This is a genomic window from Bacillus sp. SRI_025 (assembly GCF_057592095.1).
This window is the reverse complement of sequence record NZ_JBYEGB010000003.1, coordinates 301568-319424: the sequence shown is the minus strand read 5'-3', so window position 1 is coordinate 319424 and position 17857 is coordinate 301568. Positions and strand designations below refer to the sequence as shown.

Annotated in this window: 13 protein-coding genes and 1 riboswitch; of the genes, 8 read left to right on the top strand and 5 right to left on the bottom strand. The window is 42.8% G+C overall.

What is annotated here, in order from left to right:
• Window positions 1-2 precede the first annotated feature (2 nt).
• On the top strand, window positions 3-260 hold the full coding sequence (locus AC20OE_RS11330; RefSeq protein WP_039177699.1) for a hypothetical protein: 258 nt from the start codon (window positions 3-5) through the stop codon (window positions 258-260).
• Here AC20OE_RS11330 and AC20OE_RS11325 read toward each other — a convergent pair.
• Complete coding sequence (locus AC20OE_RS11325; RefSeq protein ID WP_041089754.1) at window positions 255-791, bottom strand: serine O-acetyltransferase; 537 nt, start codon at window positions 789-791, stop codon at window positions 255-257. The genes AC20OE_RS11330 and AC20OE_RS11325 overlap by 6 nt on opposite strands.
• A 386-nt stretch (window positions 792-1177) precedes the next feature.
• Here AC20OE_RS11325 and AC20OE_RS11320 point away from each other — a divergent pair, with 386 nt between their 5' ends.
• From AC20OE_RS11320 to AC20OE_RS11295, 6 genes are read left to right on the top strand one after another with little or no spacing between them, the layout of a single operon-like run.
• Window positions 1178-2524, top strand: coding sequence for an aspartate aminotransferase family protein (locus AC20OE_RS11320; protein ID WP_039177704.1), 1347 nt, complete (start codon window positions 1178-1180; stop codon window positions 2522-2524).
• Window positions 2511-3998 (top strand): pyridoxal phosphate-dependent decarboxylase family protein, encoded by a 1488-nt coding sequence (locus AC20OE_RS11315; RefSeq protein ID WP_106025284.1) that lies wholly within the window; start codon window positions 2511-2513, stop codon window positions 3996-3998. The genes AC20OE_RS11320 and AC20OE_RS11315 overlap by 14 nt, the downstream gene beginning before the upstream one ends.
• Entirely contained in the window at window positions 3995-5776 is a 1782-nt protein-coding gene (locus tag AC20OE_RS11310) for an IucA/IucC family protein (RefSeq protein WP_487268860.1), read from the top strand. The genes AC20OE_RS11315 and AC20OE_RS11310 overlap by 4 nt, the downstream gene beginning before the upstream one ends.
• Complete coding sequence (locus AC20OE_RS11305) at window positions 5773-6327, top strand: GNAT family N-acetyltransferase (RefSeq protein ID WP_024426511.1); 555 nt, start codon at window positions 5773-5775, stop codon at window positions 6325-6327. Before AC20OE_RS11310 ends, AC20OE_RS11305 begins: the two co-directional genes overlap by 4 nt.
• Complete coding sequence (locus AC20OE_RS11300) at window positions 6302-7651, top strand: lysine N(6)-hydroxylase/L-ornithine N(5)-oxygenase family protein (RefSeq protein ID WP_064498280.1); 1350 nt, start codon at window positions 6302-6304, stop codon at window positions 7649-7651. The genes AC20OE_RS11305 and AC20OE_RS11300 overlap by 26 nt, the downstream gene beginning before the upstream one ends.
• 13 nt (window positions 7652-7664) lie before the next feature.
• Complete coding sequence (locus AC20OE_RS11295) at window positions 7665-9479, top strand: IucA/IucC family protein (protein ID WP_039177718.1); 1815 nt, start codon at window positions 7665-7667, stop codon at window positions 9477-9479.
• A 43-nt stretch (window positions 9480-9522) separates the two neighbouring features.
• Here AC20OE_RS11295 and AC20OE_RS11290 read toward each other — a convergent pair whose 3' ends face one another.
• From AC20OE_RS11290 to AC20OE_RS11275, 4 genes are all read right to left on the bottom strand, one after another.
• Window positions 9523-10380: a GNAT family N-acetyltransferase gene (locus tag AC20OE_RS11290; RefSeq protein ID WP_366204623.1), complete on the bottom strand. Its 858-nt coding sequence runs from the start codon at window positions 10378-10380 to the stop codon at window positions 9523-9525.
• Between the two features lie 134 nt (window positions 10381-10514).
• Window positions 10515-13943, bottom strand: a complete 3429-nt coding sequence (metH, locus tag AC20OE_RS11285; RefSeq protein ID WP_366204624.1) for a methionine synthase — start codon at window positions 13941-13943, stop codon at window positions 10515-10517.
• A complete protein-coding gene (locus AC20OE_RS11280) occupies window positions 13927-15768 on the bottom strand; it encodes a bifunctional homocysteine S-methyltransferase/methylenetetrahydrofolate reductase (protein WP_487268859.1) in 1842 nt (613 codons plus the stop codon). Before AC20OE_RS11280 ends, metH begins: the two co-directional genes overlap by 17 nt.
• Before the next feature lie 78 nt (window positions 15769-15846).
• Window positions 15847-15965, bottom strand: a riboswitch (SAM riboswitch).
• A gap of 81 nt (window positions 15966-16046) precedes the next feature.
• The gene (locus tag AC20OE_RS11275; RefSeq protein ID WP_012009527.1) at window positions 16047-16538 is read right to left on the bottom strand and encodes a YajQ family cyclic di-GMP-binding protein; all 492 of its coding nucleotides are present in this window, start codon (window positions 16536-16538) and stop codon (window positions 16047-16049) included.
• Between the two features lie 237 nt (window positions 16539-16775).
• Here AC20OE_RS11275 and AC20OE_RS11270 point away from each other — a divergent pair, with 237 nt between their 5' ends.
• Complete coding sequence (locus AC20OE_RS11270; protein WP_041089776.1) at window positions 16776-17624, top strand: CvfB family protein; 849 nt, start codon at window positions 16776-16778, stop codon at window positions 17622-17624.
• Window positions 17625-17857: the final 233 nt, after the last annotated feature.

The window sequence follows — 17857 nt, the reverse complement described above, 5'->3', positions numbered from 1 at the left end:
TCTTGAGAATAACGGGTCTATTCGTTTCACTTGCTGTTGCTATCTATTTATGGTTTGATGCGCCAAAGCATCACAAAGACAAATGGCTGTGGGCCATTTTAGGCGTGCTTTTTAGTACCATCGTACTCGGCATTTATTTGATCAAGACAGAGAGGAAGGGGCTGGGCTGGACGATCTTGATTTTAACCATCTTGTTTTATCTCATGCTGCTCATCTCTGTTTTAATCGGTGTAATTCTTTTTTATCAGGCGCCTTCATGAAGAAGGGCCTTTTTCTTTTACCTTTTGAGCCGGCACACCAGCAATGACGATCTGCTCTTCATGAAAGGAATGATTCACCACGGCATTTGCTCCAATTGAGATATGATTTGCAATATAAATGTCTCCAAACAGCTTAGCACCGGGCCCAATCCATACGTGATCTCCAATGGTTGGTACATCCTTTTCGGAATGGTTTTGACCAATATTCACCCCTTGATGAATATCACAAAATGCCCCAATTTTTGCGTGCTTATTTACAATTAAGAGGCCAGTATGATTGATTCTAAGGCCGGGGCCAAAGACGCCAATTGGGATATCAAAGCCAAGCTGCATCCCTTTCTTTTTATGTAAATAGCGGTAAAACCATTTGCGCAATGTAGCGCCGCTATTAGAATAGTATTCATATTTTCGTAAATACCTTTGATATTTCCATATATCGTCCCCAAACCATTTTGGCCTTCTGCGCGTGATAGCTAATGCTTTCTTATCCTGCGTTAAGTAATGGTGAAGATCGTGCTTTGTTAAAATCATCAAAATTCCCCTCTCCATCCCTTATGTTTCAGAGAAATTATACCATCCAAACCATTTATATCAAGAAAAAACAGTGTGATTTCTTCAATTTTCTACCTTCATTTCATCCAAATTTCTGCATAAAATGAGCGCTTTGAATTGAATAGAACAAATGAACCAGGAAAAATGATTTGTAATTTTTTTCAATGTCAATCCGTCTCATGCGTTCCATCTCCTTATGGCAGTAAGGTTTGTAAAAATTACTCGAAAATACTCATTAAAAAGAGAATATTGTATTCATATGCTTTTCGAATCATCTTTTTGAATACAATTGACTTTCCTATCTCACATCCTCTAGGCTAGTAAATGAAAATGATAATCTTTATCAATTGGAGGAGTGTTTTATTATGTCCATCAAAACCGTTTCTAAAAATCAGCAATTTTTAGAGCAGCAAAGTCAAAGAGAATCTAATGCAAGGTCTTACCCGAGACGGTTCCCATTAGCCATGCAAAAAGCCGAGGGCATGATCGTGACAGATGCGGATGGCAGAGAGTTTTATGACTGTCTAGCAGGCGCAGGAACACTTGCACTTGGCCACAATCATCCGGTTGTGATAGAAGCGATTGAACGTATGCTTCATGAAAAAAGGCCATTGCATACGTTGGACATAACCTCAGAAATTAAAGAAGAGTTTGTGAATGAAATTTTTTCTCACCTGCCAGAAGAGTTTGCAAAGAGAGCAAAAATTCAATTTTGTGGACCAACTGGCGGTGATGCCATAGAAGCTGCGATTAAATTAGTCAAGACTGCGACAGGAAATCGTTCCATTCTTTCTTTCCACGGTGCTTATCACGGTGCGACACATGGCACGATGTCATTAAGCGGGAATTTGTCTCCAAAGGAAAGAGTGCAAGGGTTAATCCCAGATGTGCATTTCATGCCTTATCCATATGAATATCGCTGCCCATTCGGAATTGGCGGGAAAGATTCACACCGCATTTCCAGCTCTTATATTGAGCGTGTATTAAATGATCCTGAAAGTGGTATTCTTCCGCCAGCAGGTATGATCTTTGAAGCAGTACAAGGTGAGGGAGGCTCAATTCCAGCATCTATTGAATGGATGCAAGAAATGAGAAGAATCACAAATGAAAAAGGCATTCCGCTCATCATCGATGAGGTTCAATCAGGCATTGGCCGAACAGGTAAGATGTTTGCTTTTGAACATGCAGGAATTGTGCCGGACGTCATTGTATTATCTAAAGCCATTGGTGGCAGTCTGCCGCTTTCAGTTGTGATTTATGATAAAGATTTGGATCAATGGAATCCAGGGGCACACATTGGCACATTTAGAGGAAATCAAATGGCAATGGCTGCAGGAACCGCTACGCTTAAATTTATAAAAGAAACGAATCTGCTTGATCATGTTGACCAGTTAGGGAATCGTATGCAGGCTCATCTAAAAGACATTCAAAAAAATGTACCTGCTATCGGTGATGTTCGAGGAAGAGGATTAATGATTGGTGCTGAAATAGTTAATCCAAATGAGAAGCAGGATGTGGATGGAAGTTATCCAGCAAATCCTGAGCTAGCCAGTCTCATTCAAAAGAATTGCTTCGATAAAGGCTTAATTGTAGAGACAGGAGGCCGTTTCGGCAGCGTCATTCGATTCTTACCGCCATTGATCATGACTGAAGAACAGCTTGAACAAGTTATTGCTATTTTCAAAGAGGCCGTTTACGATGCAATCAACTAAAGCTTCTGTGGATTCATTATTTATCAATCAAAGCCAGCTTGGAAGAGAGTCCTTCCAAGCGGCTCTTCATACATCTATCGACAGCTTACTGGACCAGTGGCAAAAAGACCAAGGCCCATACAGTGGAATATTGCCTGGGAAATTAGCGGCTAGTGTCGAATCATTATTTCAGTTTCAACCGTCTGGCGAATCAATTGAATCTGTCTTTCAAGATATAAAGCAGCACCTTTTGCCACATCTGGTTGATGTATCGCATCCTAAATGCTTGGCACATTTGCATTGCCCGCCGCTTATACCTGCGCTTGCCGCAGAGGTGATAGTAAGTTCATTTAACCAATCAATGGATTCCTTTGATCAAAGCGGTATTGCATCTTTGGTTGAGGAGGAAATTTTAAAGTGGCTATGTGCGAAGTTTTCTTATGGAAATTTAGCAGATGGGACATTTACGAGCGGTGGAACCCAATCTAACTACATGGGGCTGCTTCTTGCAAGAGATGCTTTTTGTGAGAACACATGGCAATGGAATGTTCAGCAGAAAGGCTTGCCGAGTGAGGCTCACCGTATGAGAATTCTTTGCTCTAAGAATGCTCACTTCACTGTGAAAAAATCTGCATCCCAGCTAGGCTTAGGGGAGCAGGCGGTTGTTCTGATAGAGACAGATGAGCATCACCGCATGGACCTCAACGATTTGAAGAAGAAACTAGTTGAGTTAAAGGAACAGGATCTCCTGCCTTTTGCGCTAGTGGCGACTTGCGGGACAACTGATTTTGGCAGTATTGACCCGGTTCGAGATGTGTATGACATCGTCAAACCATGCGGTCTGTGGATACACGCAGATGCTGCCTATGGTGGAGCGCTTGTATTAAGTGAAAACTACCGAGATAAATTAGATGGTGTTGAGCTGGCTGATTCCATCACGATCGACTTTCATAAACAATTTTATCAGCCGATCTCCTGCGGAGCATTTTTGCTGAAGGATAAAAGGCATTTCGGCTTGATCAATTATCATGCAGATTATCTTAATCCAAAAGAAGATGAACTGGATGGAATACTACATCTCGTCAATAAATCTGTCCAAACGACGCGCCGTTTTGATGCACTGAAATTGCTTCTTTCTCTTCGTCTGATTGGGGAGGAAGGGTTTGGTGACATGATTGACCATACCATTGATTTTGCGAAGGATGTGGCTGCGCTTATCGAGAGCAATGATCACCTTGAAGTGATCAATCCTGAGCCAGAAATCAATGCAGTGGTGTTTCGATTTAAGGGTGCGGATGACATCAATAAAATCATCCATCGAACGCTATTCACATCAGGAACTGCTGTCATTGCAAAAACAGTGGTGGATGGTCAAACATGCTTGAAATTCACTTTATTAAATCCGAGAACGACAATCACACATATTGAGGAAATCCTTTCTGACATCGTTGATATCGGGATTGCTCATATTCAATCCGGGAGGGTACTACGTTGAGTCAATATAAACAAATGGCTGAAAATGCAACTATGCAAAGCTTTTTAAACTGTTTTTTACGTGAAACAGGAATCGATCGATCTGCAAAAAAAGAGACGAAAGCAGATGGTTCGCTTGTATTCGTGGCAAAACTAGCAAAGCAAGACCTTGAGCTTGTGATTCCGATCCGATATTTTTCAACTGTAGGCCGCCATCTCTTTGATTTTCCGATTCGCTTTCGTCCGAGTGGAAGCCAGCAAGAGGGGACGATCGTCGATTACACGACACTTGTTGCTTTATGTTCAAAGGAGCTTCTCATTGCATATGGCCGCACAGATGCAGAGGATGAATTCATGCTTCGCATCATTTTAAGCTGCCGAAATATTGAACGATTCTTAAGGGAGAGAGAAAGTGATCAAGCTGCTTTATCTCAAGCTGATTTTGAGTACATCGAGGCTGAACAGTCACTTCTCCTTGGACATTTAACACATCCTACACCAAAAAGCAGACAAGGGATGACAGAAGAGGAGGAAGCCGTCTATTCTCCTGAGCTGAAAGGGGCTTTCCAGCTTCATTACTTTAAAGCGCACCATTCGATTGTGCTTCAGGATTCATCTATTTCACAACCTGCGGCAAGTCTCATGTTAGAAGAGCTTTCGCGTCAAGTGCCAGAAGAAACAGAGAGACTGAATAGGTTAACAGAAAACGGAGAATATGTGTTCATTCCAATTCATCCGCTGCAAGTCAAAGTGGTCATGGAGAAGGCATTCGTGAAGCGTTATATAGAGGAGGGGAAACTGACTTATTTAGGACCGCTAGGGTCTGAATACACAGCGACCTCATCCTTTAGAACGGTCTATCAAAAGGATTCTGCTTACATGCTCAAATTCTCTGTTCCTGTGAAAATTACGAACTCGTTACGCATCAATAAACAAAAGGAACTGGATCGAGGAGTAGAGATGTCCCGCATCTTAAAAACAGAATTAGGCGTTTCTTTATATGAAAAATTCTCTGGATTCCGGGTCATTGAAGATCCTGCATATCTATCTATTCGAGGAGATGAAGCGGAATCTGGCTTTGAAGTGGTCATTCGTCAAAATCCATTCTTGCATCGTGAAAAAGGCGCAAGCTTAATTGCTGGGCTATGTCAGGATCATGCGTACGGAGGAAAATCAAGATTAGCAGGAATTATTCATAAACTTGCAGATGCAGAAGGCCGGTCAACAGAAGCGGTCAGCCAAGATTGGTTTAAACAATACTTAACCATTTCGTTAAAGCCGATGCTCTGGCTATTTGAAACGTATGGTCTTGCACTCGAGGCCCATCAGCAAAATGCTGTTGTGCAAATGAAGGATGGTTATCCAGACACCTTCTATTACCGTGATAACCAAGGCTACTATTATAGTGAATCAAAAAAAGATAAGCTCGCAAATCTAGTTCAAAACTTGAGCGTAAGAAGTGAAACCATTTGTGCGGATGATGTAGCCGTTGAGAGACTCCGTTATTATTTCTTCTTTAATCATTTATTTGGTCTCATTAATGGCTTTGGCACAGAAGGACTAGCAAAGGAAGAAGACTTGCTGGCACTCGTGAGAGATACATTGCTTGCTCATGAGGAGAAGTACGGAGCTTCTGATCTGACAAACAGCCTTCTCCGTTCAAAAGAACTTCCTTCAAAAGCGAATTTGCTGACACGATTTGAAGATATGGATGAGCTGACAGGTTCTCTGGAAACACAGTCTCGTTACACAGCTGTCTTGAATCCGCTCTTTTTACATAAGGAGGCGCTGATTGGATGAGGCATCGTATTAGGTTTATTCGTGCTGAATATGAAAGAGACGTCCAGCTTGTCCATAAATGGATGCAAGAAGAGTATGTTCACCCATTTTGGCATTTGAATATTCCGTTTCCTGCTTTTGAAAAGCATTTTTATCAGGCAATACATGATCCGCATCAAACCCTTTATTTAGGCACGATTGATGGGACGCCAATGAGTTATTTTGAGGCTTACAACGTGAAAGGAGATATCATTGAATCCTACTATGAGCCTTCTCCGCATGATCAAGGCATTCACCTGTTAATAGGGGAGCCGGATTATGTGGGAAAAGGATTTGCTGCGCCGCTCCTTCAGGCAATGACAGCATTTCAATTTGAGCAGAACAAACGAACAGAAAAAATCGTCGCTGAGCCGGATATTCGCAATGAAAAAATGATTCATGTATTTGAAAAATGCGGCTTTGAACGTGTAAAACCAGTCACTTTACCGGATAAAACAGGTCTTTTGATGTTTTGTGATCGAGAACGATTCGAAAGGAAGTATAACCATGACGCGGTTCAACAAGCAAAATAATATAGTGGATGTAATTGGGATCGGCATTGGCCCGTTTAACCTTGGACTTGCCGCATTATCTGAAGAGGTAAATGAAATCGACGCTTTGTTTTTTGAAAGAAGTGAAGCCTTTCACTGGCACCCAGGGATGCTCATTGAAGGAACGACACTACAAGTCCCATTTTTAGCGGACCTTGTCAGCATGGCAGATGTGAAAAGCAAATATAGCTTTCTCAACTATTTGCAGGAACAAAACCGTTTGTATTCATTTTACTTTCTAGAGGACTTCCATATCCCGCGCAAGGAATACAGTCATTATTGCCGCTGGGTCGCTGATCAGTTAGACTCTTGCCGATTTGGCATGAACGTCGAATCTGTCTCACTGATTGAAAAGGCAGGGGAAAAGCGGTATGAAGTGCATGTCCGTCATGTGAATGACCAAACTGTAGAGGTGTTTGAAAGCAAACATCTTGTCTTAGGAATTGGCACGCAGCCGGCGGTGCCAGCATCGCTCCAGCCAGCTTTAGGAGAGAAGGTTTTTCACTCAGCTGACTATTTAAAACGAAAGAAAGAAGGTTGTTTCAAAGGGAAATCTGTCACAGTTATCGGCTCTGGTCAAAGTGCAGCAGAAGTGTTTTATGACATTTTATCAGATGATGAAGCGAAGGATATTCACTGGTTCACACGGTCAAAAGGATTTTTCCCAATGGAATATTCAAACCTAGGGCTTGAGTATTTCTCCCCTGACTATATTGATTTCTTTTATGAGCTTCCGCAAACAAAAAAGGATGCGTTATTAAAACAGCAAGACTTGCTGTATAAAGGCATCAGTTCGGCGATGATTCGTGATATTTATCATTTGCTTTATGAACGTTCTGCCTGCGGAACGCAGTTGAACACAGTGCTTCAAGCCATGACGGAGGTCAACTTGATTGAGGAAACAGCGGGCGGATTATCACTTTCCTGCACGCAATGGGTCAAGGAAGAATCATTTACGCATGAGACGGATATTGTTGTATTGGCGACTGGCTATCAATCCGTTCTGCCGCCATTTATCAACCCTATTTCTCACCACATTCAATGGGATGATCAAGGACGTTTCCAAGTGGAACGTGAATATCGTTTGAAAACAAATACGATGGGTGAAAATGATATTTTTGTACAAAATGCAGAGCTTCATACACATGGGGTCGGCGCTCCAGATTTGGGGCTGGGGGCTTATCGAAACAGTGTGATCATCAATGAACTTGCTCGTCAAACCGTGTATCCACTTTATCAAAAGCACGTCTTCCAGACATTTGGTACACACAAGAACGCACACACATTTGAAGAAATCAAAGGTTAAGGAGGATGAAGCGATGAGTGTACAAGATGAATTGAAAAAAGCGGTGAATCCTGCTGCTTGGAAAAAGGCAAACCAGAGAATGGTGGCAAAAATGCTGTCCGAATACATGTATGAGGACATGCTTCATCCTGTCGAGCTGGATCGTAAGGATGGCATTGCCCAGTATGAATTAATCATTCATGAACATAAGAAATATCGTTATCTGGCAAAGCCTCGGTTGTTTGATAGTTTTGATACAATCGCTGAATCAATTGAGTACTGTCAGGATGGAAAGTGGTCAAAGGATGTCAGTGCCATTGTGTTTTTACTAGACATTCAGCCGATCATTCCAATGTCCTCTGACACAACAGGCCATCTTATCAAAGAGCTTCACCATACTTTGTTAGCCGATGTCCATTTGCTGTCGAAAAAAGCACTTCGTGCGGATGAGCTGACAGATACGGATTATGCATGGATTGAAGGAGAAATGACAGGCCATCCTTGGATTGTGTATAACAAAGGGCGTATAGGATTCAGCTACGATGATTACTTAGCCTATGCACCAGAACGTCAAGAATGTGTGCAGCTGTCTTGGATTGCTGTTCACAGGGAACTTGCGACATTCCATGCAGTCGATCATGAAAACTATGAGCAGGTGATCGCCAAAGAATTAGATGAAGTCACGATTCGTCAATTTCAACGTGTGTTAAAGGATGAAGGACTGAATGCAGCTGACTATTATATGATGCCTGTCCATCAGTGGCAGTGGACGCATATGATTATTCAGCATTTTCCGGAAGATTTGGCCTTGCGCCGGATTGTGTATTTAGGAGAGGGGCTGGATCAATATATCCCGCAGCAGTCGATCAGAACCTTTACAAATATCTCAAACAAAGGCAAGCATCATATTAAACTGCCAATGAGTATTTTAAATACACTTGTATACCGTGGACTTCCATCAGAACGTACGGTCATTGCCCCGCGCATTACAGCGCATATTAAAGGGATTGCCGATCAAGACTCATTTTTATCTGATGTGTGCCGCGTCATTTTACCAGGTGAGAATGCAAGTATCAATGTCGATCATCCATACTACAGCAAACTGCCTGGTGCGCCGTATCAATATCTAGAGATGCTCGGTGTCATTTTTAGAGAAAGCATTTATACGTACTTAGATGAAGGGGAGAGCCCTGTTACACTTGCGGCACTCACATATGAGGATCATGAAGGTGAGCCGTATATCAAGCAGTTGATTGAAAAATCAGGTCTCTCCGCAAAAGAATGGATGGCGAAGTTCTTCCATGTCGTGATGCCGCCACTTTTGCACTTTATGTATCAATACGGCACAGTCTTTTCACCGCATGGTCAAAATACGATTCTTGTGTTGAAAAATCATCAACCGCATCGTTTAGCGATCAAAGATTTCGTGGATGATGTGAATATAAGTGACCAGCCGCTGCCTGAATTAGCTTCACTAGAAGAAGATTTAAAAGAAGTGCTGCGTAGTGAGCCGCCAGAAGGTCTAGTACAATTTATCTTTACAGGATTATTTATTTGCAATCTGCGCTATGTATCCAACGTATTAGACAATCACGATCTGTTAGATGAAACGACTCTTTGGCGTTTGCTTGCTGAAGAAATTCAGCAGTATCAAAATCAATTTCCGCAGCTAAAAGACCGTTTTGAATTATTTGATCTATTCCAGCCGAAGCTGACAAAGCTTTGCTTAAATCGTAATCGAATGATTGATTATGGCTATGGAGATGGAGATGACCGCCCGCATGCATCAGAGCATGGGAAGGTCACAAATGCACTCGCTCATGTTCTTTCGTCAGTTGGAGAGAAGTAATAGAAAAGCTGTAGACATCAAGTGTCTACAGCTTGTTTGTTTTTTAAGAAAATGCTTGAGAGGCAAGGAAATAGAAAAGGGCGGGATCATTTAGTTTTTCTTTCCCGCGAATCATCATGAAATGGGCTACGTTTGTTTTTGTAAATCCTGCTTCAACAAGTGTTTCATGCAGGCGCTCAGCTGTTTCTTGCTGCATATCTAAACGAATTGTCCCTGAATAAGACGAGATGAGTGATTGGATGAGCGAGAGAGCGGTTTGTTCATCGTTTGCTGTAAGCGGTCCAATCATGAGATTAGCAGGGGTTTCGATGCCAAATGCAAAGCCAGTTGTTTCATGATGCTCATTCTTTGCGATCAGCCGGAACGATGCTCGTTCCATTCGCTTTTTTATAAAGCTAGATCGATTGGTGCCTGCACCTTTTTCGTCAAGTGCTTCAATAGACGGAAGGTCCGCTTCATCAGCAGGAGAAAGGTGAATCCCACCTGACACACGAAAAGCCGATGGATTCGTGGTCTGTGCTTTGTATGTATGAATATAGCCGGTCGTTTGAAATCCGATTTTTTCGTAAACGGGCTGTCCTTGTACAGTAGCGGTTAAAACGACAGGAACGCTTTGATCGCTCCGGCGAAGCAGGGTGTCAATCATTTTCCGTGCAAGGCCTAAGCCGCGATGCGTCTCAGATACAATAACTGCACCAATTGATGCTGCTTTATCATATTGAAAAAGTCCCGCACAAGAGATGACTTGTCCATCCGTTGTTGAAAAACCAGTAAAATATCCGTTTGTTAAAAGAGATGTAAGCTCATCCGCATTGTAATCAGGCCAGTCGACCTCTTTTGACAATGCGATAAGATCGGGTATGTCGTCAAGTGTTAATGTTCGTTGTACAACGTTTTCCAATACACGCAACTCCTTCTTAGCTGATTTCATCTATATGTATCGTACCATAAGAAAGCATAAGAAAAAGGAAAAGGGAGATCCTTTTCCTCTCAGCGTGTATCAAAAAAGAACCCCCAATCACGGAGGTTCTAGACTTAATGAACATTAAAATATCGAGCTTCAGGGTGGGAGACGACGATCGCTGAAACAGATGCTTCAGGTTCCATCATGAATCCATCTGTCAGGTGGATGCCGATTTTTTCAGGCTGAAGCAGCTTGAACAGCTTTTCTTGGTCCTCAAGATTTGGACACGCTGGATAACCAAAGGAATAGCGCTGCCCTTGATATTTTGCTTGGAATCGTTTTTCCATTGTAAAATCGACTGGGTCAGGGAAGCCCCATTTGTCACGAATCACTTGGTGGGTTCTTTCAGCTAATCCTTCTGCAAGCTCAAGTGCCAGAGCTTGGACAGCATGCATTTTTAAATAATCTCCTTCCTGCTTAAATTGCTGCGCGACTTCACGTATACGCGCGCCAGCTGTGACGGCGAATAAGGCAATATAATCTTTCTCGTTTTCATCACTTTTCCGTACATAATCAGAAATGGAGCGGTACGGGAGCTTCTCCTGCCTTGGAAATTGGAACGTTTCAATGATGCGGTCAGGCTTTTCGGGATCATAAATATGCAAATCATTTCCGTCTGAACCGGCAGGGAAGAATTGATACACAAATGCTGGCGCAAACCAGTTTTTCTCTCTGCCTTCGTTTAGAAGATCTGTGACAAGCTGTTTTAATTCCAATGCTTTTGGATGCTGTTCAGCTAATAAGGTTTTGACCTTTCCCTTTAAGCCGAGATGATGACCAATGAGCATTTGTTCATTCACATAAGGCATAATATGATGCAAATCGATGTCCCTCACATAATGGCGTGCGGTATCTTCTGGCGTAAATACCGGTGCCTGAGGAAGGGCTGCGCGTTTTTCTAGTAATTCAATGACAGCTTTCGGCTGCTTTCCTTCTTTCTCCTTGAAAGGTGCCACTGGCTCCTCTTCGGGCTTTGTTTGAAATTGCAGTGGATTCGCTTTTAACTCATTGGCTAATGACAGACCGTCCATGGCATCTTTTGCATAAAGAACAGGTCCATCATAATGAGGCGAAATTTTCATTTTCGTAAATTTGCGAGAAAGGGCAGCACCGCCGACCAAAATAGGAACAGAAATATTGGCCTTTTGTAAATCCTGAGCGGTTAATACCATTTGCTGTGCGGACTTTACAAGTAAGCCTGATAATCCGATCATATCTGGTTTTTCCTTTTGCACAGCTTCAATCAATGTTTGAGGTGTCACCTTGATGCCGAGGTCGACTACTTGAAAGCCGTTATTGCTCAAAATGATGTCGACAAGGTTTTTCCCGATATCATGGACATCTCCTTTTACGGTCGCAAGAAGAATCTTTCCTTTCCCGCTCGCATGCTGCTTTTCCATATATTGCTCAAGGAACGAAACAGATGCTTTCATGACCTCTGCTGATTGAAGCACCTCGGCGACAATCAGTTCGTTTTGATTAAAAAGACGACCAACCTCAGCCATTCCCTGCATTAACGGACCATTGATAATATGAAGCGGCGATTCATATTGCTCCAAAGCAAGGGATAAATCATCGATGAGACCTTCTTTCGTTCCTTCGACGACGTAGAGCGCCAGCCTTTCATCAAGTGATAAGGAGACCTTTGGTTTTTTCTCCGTTTTCTTTTTGCCGCGGTAAAATTGGGTGAATTCAGCCAGTGTTTGGTCATTTGTTTCATAAAGCAAGGTTTCAGCTAGTTTGATTTCTTCCTTTGGAATGGATGCGAAGCGCTCAAGCTTTTCCGTATTCACGATGGCATAGTCAAGTCCTGCTTGCACGCAGTGATACAAATAGACGGCATTTAAGATTTCTCTGCCAACAGGCGGAAGTCCGAAAGATACATTGCTGATGCCTAAAATGGTGAGGCACTCGGGCAGGGTTTCCTTGATCATTTTAATGCCTTTGATCGTTTCTTCAGCGGCGCCAATATATTGCTCGTCTCCAGTGCCTACAGGAAAGACAAGCGGATCAAAAATAATGTCACTTGCAGGAATTCCATATTTCTTCGTTAACAAATCATGCGAACGTATAGCAATTTCAAGCTTTCGTTCTGCTGTCACAGCCATTCCTATTTCATCAATTGTGCCAACAACAAGTGCACCGCCATATAGCTTCACAAGAGGTAGAATCTCTTCAAAACGTTCCACGCCATCCTCAAGATTAATAGAATTGATGATGGCTTTCCCTTGAGAATAGGTGAGTGCCTTTTCAATCACGTGTTTATCCGTTGAATCAATGACAAAAGGAGCTTTCACCTTTTTCATCGCTTCTTGTAAAAAGCCTTCCATGTCTGCTGCCTCATCACGGTCTGGATCGGCGAGACACACATCAACGACGTGAGCGCCATTTTTCACCTGAGCACGAGCAATTTCTGCTGCTTCTTCAAACTTTTGTTCCGCAATGAGCCGTTTGAATTTGCGAGAACCAATGACATTGGTCCGTTCGCCTACAAAAAGAGGACGCATTGAATCCTCATAAATAAGGGGCTCAATTCCTGATACGGTATGCTGCGGTGATTCGCGAGTGATATGACGCGGCTGAATCGTGCGTACTTCATCTGACAATGCTTGAATATGTGCAGGTGTCGTTCCGCAACAGCCGCCGACAATATTTAACCAGCCTTCCTTAGCAAAGGCAGCGATTTTTTTAGCAAGAGAAGCAGGGGATTCATGATATTGGCCTTCTTCATCTGGGAGACCAGCATTCGGATAGCAGCTCACCGCTGACTTTGCGATGGAGGAGAGCGTGCGGATGTGGTCTGTCATAAATTCTGGACCAGTCGCACAGTTCAGGCCCACACTGATGGGTTTCATATGCTCAAGAGAGATATAAAAGGCTTCGATATCCTGACCAGCAAGGGTGGTGCCCATTGGTTCAATCGTTCCTGATACCATGAGTGGTAATTGAATGCCCGTCTGCTGAAAGGCTTCCTGAATTCCTTTGAAACCAGCTTTTACATTCAGCATGTCTTGGCTTGTTTCTAAAAGAAGGGCATCACACTTTCCGTCAATTAGAGCGTGGGCCTGTTCTTCATAGTTTCTGACGAGCTCACTGAAGGTTGTGCCGCCTGTTACAGATAATGTTTTCGTTGTTGGGCCCATTGCGCCTACAACAAAACGTGGCTTATCCGGTGTGGAGAAACGGTCTGCTTCAGCCTTTGCCAGCTGTGCAGCTCGAACATTGAGTTCATAGGCAAGGTGGCCAAGCCCATATTCATCAAGGACGAGCTTTGTCGCGCCGAACGTATTTGTTTCAATGAGATCGGCACTTGCTTCGAGGTATTCCCTATGGATCGCACGGATGATGTGAGGGGCTGTCACATTCAAATACTCGTTACAGCCCTCATACTCTTCTCCGCCAAAGTCCTCTGCTGTCAGGTTGGCGTTTTGAATCATTGTGCCCATTGCACCATCAAGGACGAGGATGCGTTTTTTGAGCTGTTCAGTGATAGTTGACATGGATGTTAGACTCCTTTTCTTTCTGATGGATGTAGGTGGTCAGTTCTGCTGTTAAATCTGATCGAAGGAAAGGAGTAATTAAATAAATGCCATTAAACAATTCGCAGGCTGTATCTAATAAAGAGCGGGCAATCGCTAAACCTTCTGCTCGCTGCTTTTCTTTATCCTCGCCAGCCTTAGCCATAATGTCACGAATAGAATCAGATAATTTGATGCCGGGAATTTCGTGATGAATAAACTCTGCATTTCGGCTGCTTGTTAACGGCATAATTCCGATGTAAATTGGTTTATCCAAGTGGCGGCTTTCCTCATGAATTTTCACAAGCTGTTCTTCAGAATAAACAGGCTGTGAAATAAAATAATCAGCGCCGTATTCGATTTTTTTCTCAAGACGTTTGACCGCTTTATCAATATGACGCACATTTGGGTTAAACGCGCCAGCCACTGAAAAATTGGTCTTTTTGCCAAGAGGCTTTCCTGAGAAAGAAAGGCCTTCATTAAATTGCTTGATGAGACGAATCAAATCAAAGGAGGTTAAATCATACACAGATGTTGCACCTGGGAAGTCTCCAATTTTAGATGGATCGCCTGTGATCGCTAAAATATCGGTTAATCCAAGAGTATCGAGCCCCATTAAATGGGATTGTAACCCAATCAAATTACGGTCGCGGCATGTGATATGAACAAGAGAACGCATATCAAGCTGCTGCTTTAATAATGCGCCGCAAGCGACATTGCTAATGCGCGGAGTCGCAAGAGAATTATCGGCTAACGTTAACGCATCAATGCCAGCATTCTTTAATTCATTTGCAGCAACGAGAAATTTTTCGAAGTTCAGCTTCTTCGGCGGATCGAGCTCTACGATAATCGATCGTTTTTCCACAGCCAGCTCATCAAGACCTGGCTCAGTGCGCTGATCTTGGATGGAAATGATTTCTTCTTTTAACACTTTCACTTCTTTTTCAGTGATCGGTGCTAAATCTTTGATCGCTTCAGCCATTGCGCTAATATGCTGAGGTGTTGTTCCACAGCAGCCTCCGATAATGCGTGCGCCCTGATTTCTAAATTCAAGTGCACTTTTTCGGAAATAATCGTTATCTGTATCATAGACGAGTCTGCCTTCTTCAAGAGAGGGGAGACTGCTGTTAGGATAGACTGATAAATGCGAATTTTCTAAAAGTGGAACGCCTTCGAGTGCCTGAATCATGTGATAAGGGCCCAGCCTGCAGTTGATGCCGACGACATCTGCACCAAGAGATGATAACTCAGATAAACCATCCTTCAGCGGGGTACCATCCTGCAAAACGCCTTGTTCATGCATAGAGACATTCATGACAATCGGGAGAGTCGTTTCTTTGCGAGCAATTTGGAGAACAGCCTTCGCTTCTTCTATGTCATAATACGTTTCAAGCAATAATCCGTCAGGCTCTTCATTTAATAGGATGTACAGCTGCTCTCTAAAGCTTCGTTTGATTTCTTCTATAGAGTAGGCATTTTTGTTAAACGTTCGAATGCCGCCAATTGTTCCGAGAACATAAGCGGAGCCAGCGGCTGCTTTTGCAATTTGTACCGCTTTTGTATTGATGCGTTTCGTTTCTTCCTCTAAGCCGTAGCGGGACAGTTTAATATAATTCGCACCGTATGTGTTCGTTTGGATGATGTCAGCGCCTGCCTGCACATATGCTTCGTGCACGCGTTTCACTTCATCCTCTTTCGATAAATTTAATTCTTCAAAACAGCGGTCAATGCCGTAAGAGTATAAAAGTGTTCCCATCGCTCCATCAGCTATCAGCACGCGATTTTGTAAGTCTTGTAATAGGCCCATTGTATTCCTCCTTATTTCTATGTAACAAAAAAAGCCTTCTGATAAGAAGAAGACTTTTTGGCTGTATCGTAATTCTTCTCCTTATCTTCCAAGCAGTTGCTTGCTGGATTTAGCACCTTGGTCATAGAAAATAGATTTCTACTACACCGGTTGCTGAGGCTTCACAGGGCCAGTCCCTCTGCCTCTCTTGATAAGAAAGCAATATGAACATGTCAATGAATTGAACTTCCATCAACTGTAACGAAAAATGCAGAAATAATCAATGGAAAATTTGAAATTTATCGAAAATTTATAAATTGGACATCAATCGGCAAATCAGCCTTACGCATAAGAGAAATAACCTCTTGTAAATCATCTTTATTTTTCCCTGTCACACGCACTTGGTCATCCTGAAATTGTGATTTCACTTTGATGCCAGACTGCTTGATGAGTGCGTTGATCTTTTTAGCGTTGTCTTGATCAATCCCGCTGATCAGCTTCGCACGCTGGCGTACTGTACCGCCAAGGGCATGCTCGGTTTTTCCGTAATCGATGTTTTTAGTTGGCACATTTCGTTTGATCAGCTTTGTCACAAGTACATCTTTTAGCTGCTCAAGCTTGAAGTCATCATCAGAAATGAGAACAAGTTCTTCTTTTTCGAGAGAAATATCACTTTTACTTCCTTTAAAATCATAACGGTTTTTAATTTCTTTCAGCGCTGCTTGAACAGCGTTTTGCACCTCAGGCAGTTCGACTTTCGATACAATGTCAAATGAGCTTTCTTTTGCCATCACACATGACCTCCAAGTATTGATATTGCGTCTATTTTATCATGCCAATAGGCGAAGAAGAAACTTTATCGAAGAGTTGAGGCAAAGAGTTCAGCCGGCTGCGGTATAAATCGTGACCAGTTTGTCCACTTTAGCTAACAGAACTAGAGATGTTCATGCGGGGAGAAGTATAGTAGAATAAAGTGAATCAAAAGATGAACGAACGCTCTTTTATGGGCAGATAGGAAGGAAGAGAACATGAGACCAGGTGAGCAACTGACCTTGCAAATAGAGAACGAAATGGAATACGGCTACTTTTTGACAGATGGTGAAGATTCGGTTCTCCTGCACCGCAGTGAAATGACAGAGGATCTTGATGACCGAGATGAAGTAGAGGTTTATTTATATGTAGATCATGAAGAAAGACTCGCTGCCACAATGAAAATTCCTACAATTAACGCACATACATATGGCTGGGTAGAAGTTGTAGACGTGGTAGAAGACATGGGCGCATTTGTCGATGTTGGACTGTCAAAGGATGCACTTGTGGCAACAGAACACCTCCCGCCATTTGAGGAAGCATGGCCGAAAAAAGGAGACAAACTCTACTGTATGCTGAAAGTCACAAGTTACGGCAGAATGTTCGCAAAACCAGCCACAGAAGACGTGATCAGTGAATTGTTTACTGAGGCACCAGAAACCTTAATGAACAAAGAAATTACTGGAACAATCTATCGTTTAATTGCGACAGGTTCTTTTATGTTGACAGATACAGGTGTGCGAGGGTTTATTCACCGCACGGAACGAAAGGAAGAGCCAAGACTAGGATCGACCGTTACAGGACGCGTTATTGCAGTGAAAGAGGATGGAACCGTGAACGTTTCTCTGCTTCCTAGAAAACAGGATGCATTATCTGTCGATGCAGAAGAAATTTTAACCTATATGAGAACAAGAAACGGCGCCATGCCTTACGGAGACAAAAGTGATCCAGAGGATATCCGCGAAAGATTTCAAATGAGCAAAGCCGCCTTTAAACGAGCACTAGGTCATCTGATGAAAAATGATCTCGTTTACCAAAAAGAAGGCTGGACATACGAGAAAAAGTGAGCATTTGCTCACTTCAGCGTGCAGACAAACCCTCGCATTCGGTGTCAGTCCTGCGTGCCGGTGCTCACGAATACTCAATTCGCTCCGCTCCGGTACTCGTCCTTCCTAGGGCTGCAAAGGTTTTCAGGTCACGCTGAAAAGAAGACAAAGTTCTAAAATAAAGTTCGTTTTAGCCCTTTGTCAATGATCTAAAAGTGAGCATTTGCTCACTTTTTTATTTTTGTCTTAAATAA

Coding starts and splice junctions, on each gene's coding strand:
- AC20OE_RS11325 (WP_041089754.1), bottom strand. CDS start 791: ATGATTTTAACAAAGCACGATCTTCACCATTACTTAACGCAGGATAAG.
- AC20OE_RS11320 (WP_039177704.1), top strand. CDS start 1,178: ATGTCCATCAAAACCGTTTCTAAAAATCAGCAATTTTTAGAGCAGCAA.
- AC20OE_RS11315 (WP_106025284.1), top strand. CDS start 2,511: ATGCAATCAACTAAAGCTTCTGTGGATTCATTATTTATCAATCAAAGC.
- AC20OE_RS11305 (WP_024426511.1), top strand. CDS start 5,773: ATGAGGCATCGTATTAGGTTTATTCGTGCTGAATATGAAAGAGACGTC.
- AC20OE_RS11300 (WP_064498280.1), top strand. CDS start 6,302: ATGACGCGGTTCAACAAGCAAAATAATATAGTGGATGTAATTGGGATC.
- AC20OE_RS11295 (WP_039177718.1), top strand. CDS start 7,665: ATGAGTGTACAAGATGAATTGAAAAAAGCGGTGAATCCTGCTGCTTGG.
- metH (WP_366204624.1), bottom strand. CDS start 13,943: ATGTCAACTATCACTGAACAGCTCAAAAAACGCATCCTCGTCCTTGAT.
- AC20OE_RS11280 (WP_487268859.1), bottom strand. CDS start 15,768: ATGGGCCTATTACAAGACTTACAAAATCGCGTGCTGATAGCTGATGGA.
- AC20OE_RS11275 (WP_012009527.1), bottom strand. CDS start 16,538: ATGGCAAAAGAAAGCTCATTTGACATTGTATCGAAAGTCGAACTGCCT.
- AC20OE_RS11270 (WP_041089776.1), top strand. CDS start 16,776: ATGAGACCAGGTGAGCAACTGACCTTGCAAATAGAGAACGAAATGGAA.